The following is a 13899-nucleotide window of genomic DNA, read 5'->3' on the forward strand; positions in this document are numbered from 1 at the left end:
ATGGCCGAAGATAACAACAACGAACACGCGCTGAAGGTTCACCACCTGCGTCCGGCACCCGGTGCCAAGACGGCCAAAACCCGTGTTGGCCGCGGTGAAGGTTCCAAGGGTAAGACTGCAGGCCGCGGTATGAAGGGCACCAAGGCCCGTTACCAGGTCAAGGCCGGTTTCGCTGGCGGGCAGCTGCCGCTGCACATGCGCCTTCCGAAGCTGCGCGGCTTCAAGAACCCGTTCCGGGTCGAGTTCCAGGTTGTAAACCTGGACAAGATCTCGGAGCTGTTCCCCGAAGGCGGCGACATCACTGTTGCTGACCTGGTTGCCAAGGGTGCAGTTCGCAAGAACCAGCCCGTCAAGGTCCTGGGCACCGGCGACATCACCGTCAAGGTGAACGTCACGGCCGATGCTTTCTCCGCCAGTGCGGCAGAGAAGATTGCCGCAGCAGGCGGAACCACCACGGCGCTCTAAGCACCGTGTCCGTTCTGTGCAGCGAGCCCCGGCGGCCGGAATACCGGCCGCCGGCGGGTCGCTGCGCGATTGGCAGGACAGCCACTAAACTCTTGGCGGGCCGCATTGCGGTCCGCCCGGAGTTTAGTTTTGTTTAAGGCACTACCACGCCGCGGGCTTCGTTAACGTTCTACGGGGCTTGAGCGGATAGACTCTGTTTTTGTTACCGGTCCAATCGGACCCACCTACTTCAGATCTCATTCAGGAGGACGCTTGCTTAGCGCTATTGGCCGGGCTTTCCGGACGCCAGACCTGCGACGCAAGCTGTTGTTTACGCTGGGAATCATCACTATCTTCCGCATGGGTGCTTTTATCCCGGCCCCGGGTGTTGACTACGGCAATGTGCAGCAGTGCTTGGCTCTGGGTGCCACTTCGGGTGGCCTCTACGAATTCGTTAACCTATTTAGCGGCGGCGCCCTGCTGCAGGTCTCCATCTTTGCCCTGGGCATCATGCCGTACATCACCGCCAGCATCATCGTTCAGCTGCTGCGCGTCGTGATTCCCCACTTCCAGGCACTCTACGAGGAAGGCGCACAGGGCCAGTCGAAGCTGACGCAGTACACGCGTTACCTGACGATCGCCCTCGGCCTGCTCAACGCCACCACCGTCGTGTCCCTGGCCCGCACCGGAGCGCTGTTCAACAACACCTGCTCCGTGCCGATCATCCCCGACGACAACATCATCACCATCCTGCTGCTCATCATCACGCTGACCGCCGGTACCGGCCTCATCATGTGGATGGGTGAACTGGTCACCGAAAAGGGCGTCGGCAACGGCATGTCCCTGCTGATCTTCACCTCGATCGCAGCAGGATTCCCCAGCTCGCTCGGAGCAATCCTCAGCGCCCAGGGCTGGACGGTCTTCCTCGCCGTGATCGGCATCGGCGTCCTCGTGGTCGCCCTCGTCATCTTCGTGGAGCAGTCACAGCGCCGGATCCCGGTGCAGTACGCCAAGCGCATGGTCGGGCGGCGGACAGTCGGCGGGACCAATACCTACATCCCGATCAAGGTGAACATGGCCGGGGTTATCCCCGTCATCTTCGCTTCGTCGATGCTGTACCTGCCGTCGCTGATCGCCCAGTTCAACACGCCCTCCACCGGCACTCCGCCGGAATGGGTGGTCTGGATCAACAACTACCTCACCAGCGGAGACCACCCCTTCTACATGGCGGTCTACTTCCTGCTGATCGTGTTCTTCACGTACTTCTACGTGTCGATCACGTTCAACCCGGAGGAGGTCTCCGAGAACATGAAGAAGTACGGCGGCTTTATCCCCGGCATCCGGGCCGGCCGTCCCACCGCCGAATACCTGCAGTACGTGCTCTCCCGCATTACCCTGCCCGGCGCCCTCTACTTGGGGTTTGTAGCCCTGATTCCGTTGATCGCTCTGGTGCTGGTCGGAGCGAACGCGAACTTCCCGTTCGGCGGAACCTCGATCCTCATCATGGTTGGTGTGGGACTCGAAACAGTCAAGCAGATTGATGCACAACTGCAGCAACGTCACTACGAAGGGTTATTGCGATGACAAGAATGCTCATTATCGGGCCTCCCGGCGCCGGTAAAGGTACACAGGCCGCCCGAATCTCGGACCGGCTTGGGGTCACTGCAATCTCCACAGGCGACATCTTCCGTGCCAACGTCAAGAACGAGACGCCGCTTGGCCTCGAGGCCAAGAAGTACATCGACGCCGGGAACTTCGTCCCGGACAGTGTCACCAACGACATGGTGCGCGCCCGCCTGACGGAGGAGGACGTCGCTGACGGCTTCCTCCTGGACGGTTACCCGCGCACCGCCGCGCAGGTTGAGGAACTCGACGACATCCTGGCCAGCAAGGGCCAGAAGCTCGACGTCGTCCTTCAGCTGACCGCCGATGATGAAGAGCTGGTGGCACGCCTGCTGAAGCGGGCCGAGATCGAAGGCCGCGCCGATGACAACGAGGACGTCATCCGGCACCGCCTGGACCTGTACAAGGCCCAGACCGCCGACGTCGTGGCCAGCTACGACGACCGCGGCATCGTGGCGCGGGTGGACGGGCTGGGCGGCATCGACGATGTCACCCAGCGCGTCATGGAAGTCCTCAAGGATATTAGCTAAAGAGTTAGAAGAGATATGTTCGGCCAGCCCAGGATTGAATACAAAACCAATGCGCAGATGCGCACCATGCGCGAGGCCGGCCTCGTGCTGATCCGGGCACTGGATGCGGCAGTGGAGTCCGCGGTGGAGGGGGCAACCACCGCGGACATCGATGCAGCTTTCGCCGCGGTGCTCAAAGAAGCGGGGGCAACCTCCAACTTCCTCGGCTACCACGGATACCCTGCAACGGTCTGCGTATCGGTGAATGAAGAAGTGGTCCACGGCATCCCGGGGGAGAGGATCCTCAAAGACGGGGACATCCTCTCCATCGACGGCGGTGCCGTGGTGAACGGATGGCACTCCGACTCCGCGCGCACCGTCATTGTCGGCACCGCGGACCCCGAGGACCAGCGGCTCTCCGACGTCACCGAGCAGGCCATGTGGCACGGCATCGCTGCCGCCGCCAAGGGACGCTTCGTCGGTGATATCGGCGCGGCCATCGATGACTACGTCTCCGGTGTACCGGGCAAGCCGCTCGGAATTTTGGAGGACTATGTCGGCCACGGCATCGGAACCCAGATGCACCAGGCGCCGGACGTACTCAATTACCGGACATCGCACAACGGCCCGAAGCTGCGGCCGGGGCTGTGCCTGGCCATTGAGCCGATGCTGGTGCGGGGCGGGATTGAAACTCTCACGCTTGAGGACGACTGGACGGTCATTACCACCGACGGTTCCCGTGCCTCGCAATGGGAGCATTCGGTGGCCATCCACGACAAGGGAATCTGGGTCCTCACCTCGCCCGACGGCGGAGCCTCCCGGCTTGCGCCCCTGGGCGTCACTCCGGTCCCGATTCCCGGGGACTGACTTCCGAGGGGCTGCCCGGTCTTCCGGGCCGGCCGATTTAACTTATCGGGACCCTTCGAGTACAGTTATCTGTTGGTTGTCTCTACATTCGTGCCCTTTTCCAAGCATGTGCGCCGTGTCAAAACGGCTCCTGCGCGGTAGATGCGCAGGAAGCACCAGGGAGAACCAAAGACATAAACCGTCCTTCGTGCATACGGAGGACACAGACGTTAGCGGAGGATATGGCCAAGAAAGACGGCGTCATTGAGATTGAGGGCTCGGTCAACGAAGCCCTGCCCAACGCGATGTTCCGCGTTGAGCTGGCCAACGGCCACATTGTGCTCGCACACATCTCGGGAAAGATGCGTCAACACTACATTCGCATCCTCCCCGGAGACCGCGTTGTGGTGGAACTTAGCCCGTACGACCTCACTCGGGGCCGTATCGTCTACCGCTACAAGTAAGAACCGCTGCATCGGCAGGCAGTGTCCCGGACAAATGGGACGCCGGCTGCGTGCGGCCCAACCCTGCAACCACGCAAAGGATAACCATGAAGGTCCAGCCGAGCGTCAAGCAGATCTGCGATAAGTGCAAGGTGATTCGCCGTAACGGTCGAGTCATGGTGATCTGCGAGAACCCGCGCCACAAGCAGCGCCAGGGCTAATTTCCTGCTCTCAGGGACAGCCCACGCGTAGTAGTAATTGAATATGGCAGTGCAGCGTTGATACGCGTAACGCACACCCCCGGCCCGGAGGCCGGGGACCTGGCAACAGGGATGCACTGCTTCAGACCTCCGGTGACACAAAAGGAGAACCGCCGATATGGCACGTCTCGCTGGCGTTGACATTCCCCGCGAAAAGCGGGTTGTGATTGCGCTTACTTATATCTACGGCGTGGGTAAGACCCGTGCAGACCAGACCCTGGCAGAGACCGGCATCAGCCCGGACACTCGCGTCAAGGACCTCACGGATGCTGAACTCGTTCAGCTGCGTGACTACATCGAGGGCAACTTCAAGGTTGAGGGTGACCTCCGCCGCGAGGTAGCCGCCGACATTCGCCGCAAGGTTGAAATCGGCAGCTACCAGGGTATCCGCCACCGTCGTGGCATGCCCGTACACGGCCAGCGCACGAAGACCAACGCTCGTACCCGCAAGGGCCCGAAGCGTACGGTTGCCGGTAAGAAGAAGGCCGCCCGCTAAACCTAGCGGTGTGAGGCCACGGCCCTTAACCGGGCCACCTAAACCAAACTCTTTGTAGGAGAAGTAATGCCCCCCAAGACTCGTGGAGCGGTCCGCAAACCGCGTCGCAAGGATAAGAAGAATATTGCGCTTGGCCAGGCGCATATCAAGAGCACCTTTAACAACACCATCGTGTCCATCACGGACCCGTCCGGTGCTGTTATCTCATGGGCTTCCGCCGGTGAGGTTGGCTTCAAGGGCTCGCGTAAGTCCACCCCGTTCGCTGCGCAGATGGCTGCTGAAGCCGCTGCAAAGCGCGCCCAGGAGCACGGCGTCCGCAAGGTCGACGTCTTCGTAAAGGGTCCGGGCTCCGGCCGCGAAACCGCCATCCGTTCGCTCCAGGCCACCGGCCTGGAGGTTGGCTCCATTTCGGATGTCACCCCGAGCGCGCACAACGGCTGCCGTCCCCCGAAGCGCCGCCGCGTATAAGCAGCACTTGCGGTACCGGTTTCATCCGGCGGGCGGTCCATCCTTCGGGGCGGGCCGCCCATCGGACGCCTCCGGCTCCGGGCACGTGGCTGCTAGCCGTCCAAGACGCCCGCGGAAGACCCGTCGTCGTCGTTTCCACCATTTGTGTTGCGTCATATAGCGGACGCTCGCTGAAAGGAAATGCAAGTGCTCATTGCACAGCGCCCTACCCTCACTGAAGAAGTCGTAGCCGACAACCGCTCGCGGTTCATCATCGAACCGCTGGAACCCGGTTTCGGCTACACCCTTGGCAACTCCCTTCGCCGTACGCTCCTGTCCTCGATCCCCGGTGCTGCAGTAACCAGCATTCGGATCGACGGCGTGCTGCACGAGTTCACCACGGTTCCGGGCGTGAAGGAAGATGTCACCGAGATCATCCTGAACGTCAAGAACCTGTCGGTCTCCTCCGAGCACGACGAACCCGTTGTCGCCTACCTGCGCAAGCAGGGTCCCGGCGTCGTGACGGCTGCGGACATTGCTCCGCCGGCCGGCGTGGAGTTCCACAACCCGGATCTGCACATTGCCACTCTGAATTCGAAGGGCAAGTTCGAGCTCGAACTGACCATCGAACGCGGACGCGGCTACGTTTCCGCAAGCCAGAACAAGTCCGGCGACCAGGAGATTGGCCGTATTCCGGTCGACTCCATCTACTCGCCGGTCCTGAAGGTAACCTTCCGCGTGGAAGCTACCCGTGTTGAACAGCGCACCGACTTCGATCGCCTGATCGTTGACGTTGAGACCAAGGATGCCATTGCACCGCGCGACGCCGTCGCGTCTGCCGGCACCACCCTGGTTGAACTGTTCGGCCTGGCCCGCGAACTGAACAGCGCTGCTGAAGGTATCGAAATCGGTCCGAGCCCCACGGATGCCGCACTGGCAGCCGACATGGCCCTGCCGATCGAAGACCTTGAGCTGACTGTGCGTTCCTACAACTGCCTCAAGCGTGAAGGCATCCACACTGTGGGTGAACTCGTTGCCCGCTCCGAGGCTGACCTGATGGACATTCGCAACTTCGGTGCAAAGTCCATTGATGAGGTAAAGGCAAAGCTGGTCGAACTCGGTCTGTCCCTGAAGGATTCCCCTCCCGGATTTGACCTGGCCGCCCGTGCCGCAGCTATTGAAGAGGACGAGTCCGAATACTCGGACGACGAGCTCTAACACACGCAAAATTTTGCCGTCCGGGCCTGTTGGTTCCGCACGGCACCGTTTGAGGAGAAAATGTAATGCCTACACCCACCAAGGGTAAGCGCCTCGGAGGCAGCCCGGCCCACCAGCGCCTGATGCTGGCGAACCTGGCTGCCCAGCTGTTCGAGCACAAGCAGATCACCACCACGGTGACGAAGGCCAAGCGCCTGCGTCCCTACGCCGAGCGTCTGATCACGTTCGCAAAGCGCGGAGACCTGTCTTCCCGCCGCCGCGTCCTGGGCCTGATCTCGGACAAGGGTATTGTCCACGAGCTCTTCACCGACATTGCTCCGGCAGTCGAGAAGCGCGACGGCGGCTACACCCGCATCACCAAGATCGGCAACCGCAAGGGCGACAACGCCCCCATGGCTGTCATCGAACTGGTTCTCGAGCCGGTTTCGGCCAAGCAGGCCGTTGTAGCCGAGGCCGAGACCGCAGCAGCCGTGGCTGCTCCGGCACCGGTCGAGGAATCCGCTGAGTCTGCCGACTCGGCCGAGTCCGCCGATTCCGCTGAGTCTGCCGACTCGGCTGAGTCCGCTGATTCCGCCGACGAAGCAGTGGAGACCGAAGAGAAGAAGTAATTTTTCGCTTCGGCACAATGTCCCTTAATATTGAGGGCATGAGTATCGAAAGGCCCGCCGCACCCTCACCGGACGGCGGGCTTTTTCGTGTCCGGATGGACCTGTCCTACGACGGTGCCGCTTTTTACGGCTGGGCTGTCCAGGACGATCTCCCCACGGTGCAGGGCAGCCTTGAGGCGGCCCTGGAAGTGCTCGTCCGCCGGCCGGTCCGGCTGACGGTTGCCGGCCGGACGGATTCAGGCGTCCACGCCCGCGGGCAGGTGGTTCACTTCGACCTCACGGGTCCCGAGTGGGAGGGGCTTGCCCGCGGTGCTGCCCTCACTCCCGAGGAGGCGCTGATCCGCAGGATGCGGGGAATCCTGAACAAGGATCTCACCATGCCTCTGCGCAGGGCCAAGGCCCCCAAACGGGTCATCCACGCCATGGAAGGGGCCATCACGGTCCACTCGGCCTCCCTGGCTCCCGAGGGCTTCGATGCCCGGTTCTCCGCCCTCTGGCGGCGCTACAGCTACCGGATCGCCGACCGCGAAGCCAGCCGAGATCCCCTGACCCGTACGGTGACCCTCTGGCACGACTTCCCACTGGATGAGCACCGGATGAATGCAGCGGCCGAAGCCGTCCTGGGGGTGCGGGACTTCCTGTCCTACTGCAAGCCGCGCACCGGGGCCACCACGGTGCGGGAACTGCAGGAGTTCTCCTTCCTGCGCCGCCCCGACGGCGTGATCGAGGCCCATCTGCAGGCTGATGCCTTCTGCCACAACATGGTCCGGTCCCTGGTGGGCGGAGCCATGCTTGTCGGGGCGGGGGAGCGGACCCCTGAATGGCTGGGGCAAAGGCTGCAGGCACGCATCCGGGATTCAAAGTCGCTTCTGGCCGCCCCCCACCCCCTGATCCTCGAAGAAGTAAGGTATCCGGCCGATGCCCAAATGCTGCAGAGGGCAGAGAGCACGCGCGCCAGGCGCTCCCTGTCCGGCTTTTGACCTCGACCCGCAAGCAGGCTATTGTTTATAGTCGTTGTGCGTGTCCTACCTCGATAGGTCTATGCCCACGGGAGCGGCTCGGTTGCAGAGCCACCTGGCCCCGGGGAAATAGCCGAGTACATCAGGACCACTGGTTACATCAGTCCTCACCTGACCATCCGGTAAACGCATAGAGAAGCTGCGGACCATGTGGCATCCATATGAGCCGCGCCACCTAAGAAGAAGAAACGAAGGCAAAAACCGTGCGTACGTACACCCCGAAGCCCGGCGACATCAACCGCCAGTGGCACGTCATTGACGCCACCGACGTTGTCCTAGGCCGTCTTGCCAGCCAGACCGCAACACTGCTGCGCGGAAAGCACAAGCCGACCTTCGCTCCCCACATGGACATGGGCGATTTCGTCATCATCATCAACGCCGAGAAGGTTGCCCTCACCGGCGCCAAGCTCGAACAGAAGCGTGCCTACCGCCACTCGGGTTACCCGGGCGGTCTGTCCTCCGTCAACTACGCAGAACTGCTGGAGTCCAATCCGGTACGTGCAGTTGAGAAGGCCATCCGCGGCATGCTGCCCAAGAACTCCCTGGCTGCACAGCAGATCAGCAAGCTTAAGGTCTACCGCGGTGCAGAGCACCCGCATGGAGCCCAGCAGCCCAAGACCTTCGAAATCACCCAGGTCGCCCAGTAGTTCTGGCCCGCCAACTAAAGAATTAATTCAAGGAGAATCGTGGCTCAGAACACTGAAGAGCTCAATGAAACAACCGAGGAGCTTTCGAGCTACACCTCGGAAACCCCTGATGCAGCCGAGGCTGCCGTCAAGGAACGCCCCGCACTGACCGTTGCCGGTTCGGCTGTTGGCCGCCGCAAGCAGGCCATCGCCCGCGTGCGCGTTGTCCCGGGCACCGGCAAGTGGCTGGTAAACGGCCGCGACCTGGCTGCGTACTTCCCGAACAAGCTGCACCAGCAGGACGTCAACGAGCCGTTCAAGGTCCTCGACCTCGACGGCGCCTACGACGTCATTGCCCGCATCCACGGCGGTGGCCCCTCCGGCCAGGCCGGTGCGCTGCGTCTGGGCGTTGCCCGCTCGCTGAACGAGATCGACCGCGAGAACAACCGCCCGACCCTGAAGAAGGCCGGCTACCTGACTCGTGACGCCCGCGTCATCGAGCGCAAGAAGGCCGGTCTCAAGAAGGCACGCAAGGCACCTCAGTACTCCAAGCGCTAAAAAGCGCCTACCCAAAGGCCATCCGCAAAGCGGATGGCCTTTGGGGCCCTCGGCGCTTTTTGGCGCTTGGCTCCACGCGCTCTTGCGGCGCTTGGATTCATGCGCTTACGGGCACTTGGCTCCACGCGCTAAATCGGCGCTTGGATTCATGCGCTTACAGCGTCCTGGGTTCACAGAAAGTGCGTCTTCCAGCATTGGAGGCGCACTTTCTGCGTTGTGGAAGAAGGCCGTGATCCCGTCCCTGCCCCGGCGCAGCACGTGTTCTTGGTCACTGAAATCACCTGCCTGCCCGCCGGCGCTTAGTCGGCTGCGGCAAGGGAGTGGCACAATAGCCCAGTGGGCTGCCCGCTGAGGCGCCTGCAGCCCTACCCCCTGTTTGAGGATAACGTGCGATGACTAGACTGTTTGGAACCGATGGCGTCCGTGGATTGGCCAATGGCCTGATCACCGCCGAAGTGGCCTTGGGCCTGGCGCAGGCGGCCGCCGTCGTTCTGGGACACCGGCGTGTGGAAGGCGGCCGGCGGCCTGTTGCAGTCGTTGCACGCGATCCCCGAATCAGCGGGCACTTCATCTCCGCGGCAGTGGAAGCAGGGCTCGCGAGCTCCGGCGTTGACGTCTTCGACGCCGGCGTCCTGCCGACCCCCGCAGCGGCCTTCCTGGTGGCGGACCTGAACGCGGACTTCGGCGTCATGATTTCCGCTTCCCACAATGCCGCCCCGGACAACGGCATCAAGTTCCTCGCCCGCGGCGGCCAGAAGCTCGACGATACCGCCGAAGACGACATTGAATTCGAAATGGCGAAGCCCAGCCCCCGCCCCACCGGTGCGGACGTGGGACGCATCCACCGGTTTGCGGACGCTGAAGACCGCTACGTCATCCACCTGCTCCAGACACTGCCCAACCGGCTTGAGGGGCTGAAAGTCGTCCTGGACTGCGCCCACGGTGCCGCCAGCGGCTGCTCGCCCCAGGTCTTTGCTGACGCAGGCGCCGAAGTGGTGGTCATCGGCGCGGATCCCGACGGCGTGAACATCAACGACGGTTACGGCTCCACCCATCTGGAAAAGCTGCAGGCCGCTGTGCTCAAGCACGGTGCCGACATGGGCGTGGCCCACGACGGCGATGCTGACCGCTGTCTCGCCGTGGACCATGAAGGAACCGTCGTGGACGGAGACCAGATCATGGCCATCATGGCGGTGGCGCTGAAGGCAGCCGGCAAGCTCAAGGACGACACCCTCGTGGCGACGGTCATGAGCAACCTGGGCCTGAAGCTCGCACTGCGCGAAGCAGGGATCAGCCTCCGGGAGACCGGAGTGGGGGACCGGTACGTACTCGAAGGTATGCGTGAAGGCGGCTACAGCCTCGGCGGCGAGCAGTCCGGACACGTCATTTTCTCCGAGTACGCAACCACCGGCGACGGCGTCCTGACCGGCCTGCAGCTTGCCGCGCAGGTGAAGCGCACCGGACGGACGCTCAAGGAGCTTGCCCAGGTCATGAACAAGCTCCCGCAGGTCCTCATCAACGTCAAGGGCGTCGACAAGGCTGCGGTCAGCACCAATGAAGCGGTTCTCCGGGCCGTGCTGAACGCGCAAAGCACCCTCGGCGAATCAGGCCGGGTCCTGCTCCGCCCCTCGGGCACCGAAGCCCTCGTCCGGGTCATGGTCGAAGCGGCGGACATGGAAACAGCCGCCTCGGTGGCTGCGAAGCTGGCCGAAACCGTGGAGGACAACCTGGCTCTGGAGCCCACAGAAGCCTGAGCGGCCGGAGCCCGCTCCGCAGTCCTACGTCTTGCGCAGCAGCATCCGGGTCACTGAATGGTCCGCGTCCTTGGTCAGCACCAGCTGGGCGCGGCCGCGTGTGGGCAGGACGTTGGTGACGAGGTTTGGTTCATTGATGCGCTTCCAGATGTCCAGCGCCGTTGCCCGGGCTTCTTCGTCCGTCAGCCCGGCGTAGCGGTGGAAATAGGATTCCGGGTCGGCGAAGGCTCCGCCGCGCAGTGACATGAACCGCTGGACGTACCATTCCTCGATGTAGGAGGTCCGGGCATCCACATAGATGGAGAAGTCGAAGAAATCGCTCAGTGCGAGGCCTGCCCGGCCGTCGGCCCGGGTGCGGGCAGGGGCGAGGACATTGAGTCCCTCGACGATCAGCACGTCGGGGCGGCGGACGACAATCTCCTCATGGGGCACGATGTCGTAGGTGAGATGCGAGTAGCGCGGGGCCCGCACTTCCTCTGCTCCGCTCTTGACGGCGCTGACGAAGCGCAGCAGGGCACGCCGGTCATAGGACTCGGGGAATCCCTTGCGGTCCATCAGTCCCCGCCTCTTGAGCTCGGCATTGGGGTAGAGGAAGCCGTCGGTGGTAATCAGTTCCACATTCGGCGTTTCCGGCCAGCGGCGCAGCATCTCCCGCAGCACGCGCGCCGTCGTCGACTTCCCCACGGCGACCGAACCGGCCACCCCGATCACGAACGGTGTCCGGGTGGTTTTCTCGCCGAGGAAGGTGGTGGTGGCACTGTGCAGTCGCCCGGCCGCGGCAACGTAGAGATTCAGCAGGCGTGACAGCGGAAGGTAAACCTCCCGTACCTCGTCCAGGTTCAGCTTCTCGCCCAGGCCCCGAAGCCGCAGGATGTCGTCCTGGTTCAGGGGCGACCGGATTTCGTTGGAAAGCCGGGACCAGGTCTGCCGGTCCAGCTCGACAAACGGCGAAAACCCGCTGTCCGTTGCGTTCCCGGAGGAGGCCTTGGCTGGATTAGGGGCTGCCTTTGATGTACGGTCTGTCACTTTACGATTCTGCCCTGCCGCGCAGTCAATCCAAAACGGCCGTGTCACAGCCCTGAATCCGGCGTGTTGCCCGCCGCAGCGTGCTTTGGCGATGTACGTGCTCCTGCCGGTAGTCTTATCCGTATGTGTGGAATCGTTGGATATGCCGGTCGCCGCCCCAGTGCCGCCGCCGCAGGGGAGCTCAAGAGTCATGACCATGGGGCGCTCGACGTCGTCATGGAGGGCCTGCGCAGGCTGGAATACCGCGGGTACGACTCGGCCGGCGTGGCCGTGCTGACCGAAGCCGGCATTGACTCCCGCAAGAAGTCGGGCAAGCTGGCCAACCTGACGGCCGAACTGGCTGCAGCCCCGCTGCCGGAAGCAACCACCGGAATCGGCCACACCCGCTGGGCGACCCACGGCGGGCCCACGGACGAGAACGCCCACCCGCATCTGGCCGATGAGGGCCGCCTGGCCCTGATCCACAACGGGATCATCGAGAACTTTGCAGAGCTTAAGGCCGAGCTGCTCGCCGCCGGCGCCGAGTTCATCTCGGAAACGGACACCGAGGTTGCCGCCGCCCTGCTGGCTTCGGTCTACCGCGGCGAAGGCGGGGGAGACCTGGCCCTGTCCATGCAGCTGGCCTGCCGCCGGCTTGAAGGTGCGTTTACCCTCCTGGCCATCCACGCCGATTCACCCGACGTCGTTGTGGCCGCACGCCGCAACTCCCCGCTCGTGGTTGGCCTGGGCGACGGAGAGAACTTCCTGGGCTCCGATGTCTCCGGGTTCATCGACTTCACCCGCCGGGCCGTTGAACTGGGCCAGGACCAGATCGTCACGATCACCCCGGAGCTCGTCGAGATCACCGACTTCTACGGCAACCCTGCCGAGGGTACGGAGTTCAAGGTCGATTGGGACGCTGCCGCCGCGGAAAAGGGTGGTTATCCCTCCTTCATGGAGAAGGAAATCAACGACCAGCCGCAGGCCGTGGGCGACACCCTGCTGGGGCGCTCCGACATTGAGGGCCGCCTGACCCTGGACGAGCTGCGCATCGACCCGGAAGACCTGAAGTCGATCAACAAGATCATGGTCCTGGCCTGCGGCACTTCCGCCTACGCCGGCCAGGTCGCCAAGTACGCCATTGAGCACTGGTGCCGGATCCCGGTTGAGGTGGAGCTCAGCCACGAGTTCCGTTACCGCGACCCGATCGTGGACGGCAACACGCTGATCGTCGCCATCTCCCAGTCGGGCGAGACCATGGACACGCTTATGGCCGTCCGCTACGCGAAGGAGCAGGGCGCCAAGGTGCTGGCGATCTGCAACACCAACGGCTCCACCATCCCGCGCGAGTCCGACGCCGTGCTTTACACGCATGCCGGTCCTGAGATTGCCGTGGCCTCCACGAAGGCCTTCCTGGCACAGATCACCGCCGCCTACCTGCTCGGCCTCTACCTGGCCCAGCTGCGCGGCGACAAGTTCCAGGGCGAGATCAAGGACCTGCTGACGGACCTCGCGAAGGTTCCCGCCAAGATCCAGCAGGTCCTGGATAACTCCGGGCAGATCAAGGAACTGGCCGAGCTGATGGCCGATGCCAAGTCCGTCCTCTTCCTCGGCCGCCACGTCGGCTTCCCGGTGGCCATGGAAGGTGCCCTGAAGCTGAAGGAACTGGCCTACATCCACGCCGAAGGCTTCGCCGCCGGCGAGCTCAAGCACGGACCGATTGCGCTCATCGAAGAGGGCCAGCCCGTCTTCGTGGTGGTCCCCTCACCGCGCGGCCGGGATTCGCTGCACGCCAAGGTGGTCTCCAACATCCAGGAGATCCGTGCCCGCGGCGCCAAGACCATCGTTATTGCCGAAGAGGGCGACGACGCCGTGAAGGCCTACGCCGAGCACGTCTTCTACGTGCCCGAAACCCCCACCCTGCTGGCGCCGCTGCTGACCACGGTTCCGCTGCAGATCTTCGCCTGCGCCCTGGCCACCGCCAAGGGTTTCGACGTCGACCAGCCGCGCAACCTGGCCAAGTCAGTCACGGTGGAATAAGCG

Annotated in this window: 16 protein-coding genes; 15 read left to right on the top strand and 1 reads right to left on the bottom strand. The window is 63.3% G+C overall.

Going from position 1 to position 13899, the window contains the following annotated elements; translation table 11 throughout:
* The 14 genes from rplO (at position 1) to glmM (ending at position 10851) form a co-directional block, all read left to right on the top strand.
* Entirely contained in the window at positions 1-465 is a 465-nt protein-coding gene (gene rplO / locus WKB88_RS04730) for a 50S ribosomal protein L15 (RefSeq protein ID WP_341393394.1), read from the top strand.
* A gap of 252 nt (positions 466-717) precedes the next feature.
* On the top strand, positions 718-2028 hold the full coding sequence (secY, locus tag WKB88_RS04735) for a preprotein translocase subunit SecY (RefSeq protein WP_341393395.1): 1311 nt from the start codon (positions 718-720) through the stop codon (positions 2026-2028).
* Positions 2025-2597 (top strand): adenylate kinase, encoded by a 573-nt coding sequence (locus WKB88_RS04740; protein WP_341393396.1) that lies wholly within the window; start codon positions 2025-2027, stop codon positions 2595-2597. The genes secY and WKB88_RS04740 overlap by 4 nt, the downstream gene beginning before the upstream one ends.
* A gap of 15 nt (positions 2598-2612) precedes the next feature.
* Positions 2613-3443, top strand: coding sequence for a type I methionyl aminopeptidase (gene map / locus WKB88_RS04745; protein WP_341393397.1), 831 nt, complete (start codon positions 2613-2615; stop codon positions 3441-3443).
* A gap of 221 nt (positions 3444-3664) precedes the next feature.
* Positions 3665-3886 carry a translation initiation factor IF-1 gene (infA, locus tag WKB88_RS04750; protein ID WP_055239372.1) on the top strand — a complete coding sequence of 74 codons (222 nt, stop codon included), beginning with the start codon at positions 3665-3667 and terminating at the stop codon, positions 3884-3886.
* 86 nt (positions 3887-3972) lie between these two features.
* Entirely contained in the window at positions 3973-4086 is a 114-nt protein-coding gene (gene rpmJ, locus WKB88_RS04755; RefSeq protein ID WP_012397712.1) for a 50S ribosomal protein L36, read from the top strand.
* 157 nt (positions 4087-4243) lie between these two features.
* The gene (rpsM, locus tag WKB88_RS04760; RefSeq protein WP_104052716.1) at positions 4244-4621 is read left to right on the top strand and encodes a 30S ribosomal protein S13; all 378 of its coding nucleotides are present in this window, start codon (positions 4244-4246) and stop codon (positions 4619-4621) included.
* A 66-nt stretch (positions 4622-4687) separates the two neighbouring features.
* Positions 4688-5089 carry a 30S ribosomal protein S11 gene (gene rpsK / locus WKB88_RS04765; protein ID WP_104052715.1) on the top strand — a complete coding sequence of 134 codons (402 nt, stop codon included), beginning with the start codon at positions 4688-4690 and terminating at the stop codon, positions 5087-5089.
* A 186-nt stretch (positions 5090-5275) separates the two neighbouring features.
* Positions 5276-6286, top strand: coding sequence for a DNA-directed RNA polymerase subunit alpha (locus tag WKB88_RS04770; RefSeq protein ID WP_104052714.1), 1011 nt, complete (start codon positions 5276-5278; stop codon positions 6284-6286).
* A 65-nt stretch (positions 6287-6351) separates the two neighbouring features.
* On the top strand, positions 6352-6894 hold the full coding sequence (gene rplQ, locus WKB88_RS04775; RefSeq protein ID WP_341393398.1) for a 50S ribosomal protein L17: 543 nt from the start codon (positions 6352-6354) through the stop codon (positions 6892-6894).
* Positions 6895-6932: 38 nt separating this feature from the next.
* Complete coding sequence (locus tag WKB88_RS04780) at positions 6933-7874, top strand: tRNA pseudouridine synthase A (protein WP_341393399.1); 942 nt, start codon at positions 6933-6935, stop codon at positions 7872-7874.
* A 242-nt stretch (positions 7875-8116) separates the two neighbouring features.
* The gene (rplM, locus tag WKB88_RS04785) at positions 8117-8560 is read left to right on the top strand and encodes a 50S ribosomal protein L13 (protein WP_104052711.1); all 444 of its coding nucleotides are present in this window, start codon (positions 8117-8119) and stop codon (positions 8558-8560) included.
* Between the two features lie 39 nt (positions 8561-8599).
* Complete coding sequence (gene rpsI, locus WKB88_RS04790) at positions 8600-9097, top strand: 30S ribosomal protein S9 (RefSeq protein ID WP_341393400.1); 498 nt, start codon at positions 8600-8602, stop codon at positions 9095-9097.
* 392 nt (positions 9098-9489) lie between these two features.
* Positions 9490-10851 (top strand): phosphoglucosamine mutase, encoded by a 1362-nt coding sequence (gene glmM, locus WKB88_RS04795; protein WP_341393401.1) that lies wholly within the window; start codon positions 9490-9492, stop codon positions 10849-10851.
* Between the two features lie 24 nt (positions 10852-10875).
* Here glmM and coaA read toward each other — a convergent pair whose 3' ends face one another.
* Complete coding sequence (gene coaA / locus WKB88_RS04800) at positions 10876-11877, bottom strand: type I pantothenate kinase (RefSeq protein WP_341393402.1); 1002 nt, start codon at positions 11875-11877, stop codon at positions 10876-10878.
* A 123-nt stretch (positions 11878-12000) separates the two neighbouring features.
* Between coaA and glmS the strand changes: the two genes are divergently transcribed.
* Positions 12001-13896 (top strand): glutamine--fructose-6-phosphate transaminase (isomerizing), encoded by a 1896-nt coding sequence (gene glmS / locus WKB88_RS04805; RefSeq protein ID WP_341393403.1) that lies wholly within the window; start codon positions 12001-12003, stop codon positions 13894-13896.
* Positions 13897-13899: the final 3 nt, after the last annotated feature.

The organism is Arthrobacter sp. G119Y2, assembly GCF_038069765.1.
Lineage (GTDB): Bacteria > Actinomycetota > Actinomycetes > Actinomycetales > Micrococcaceae > Arthrobacter_B.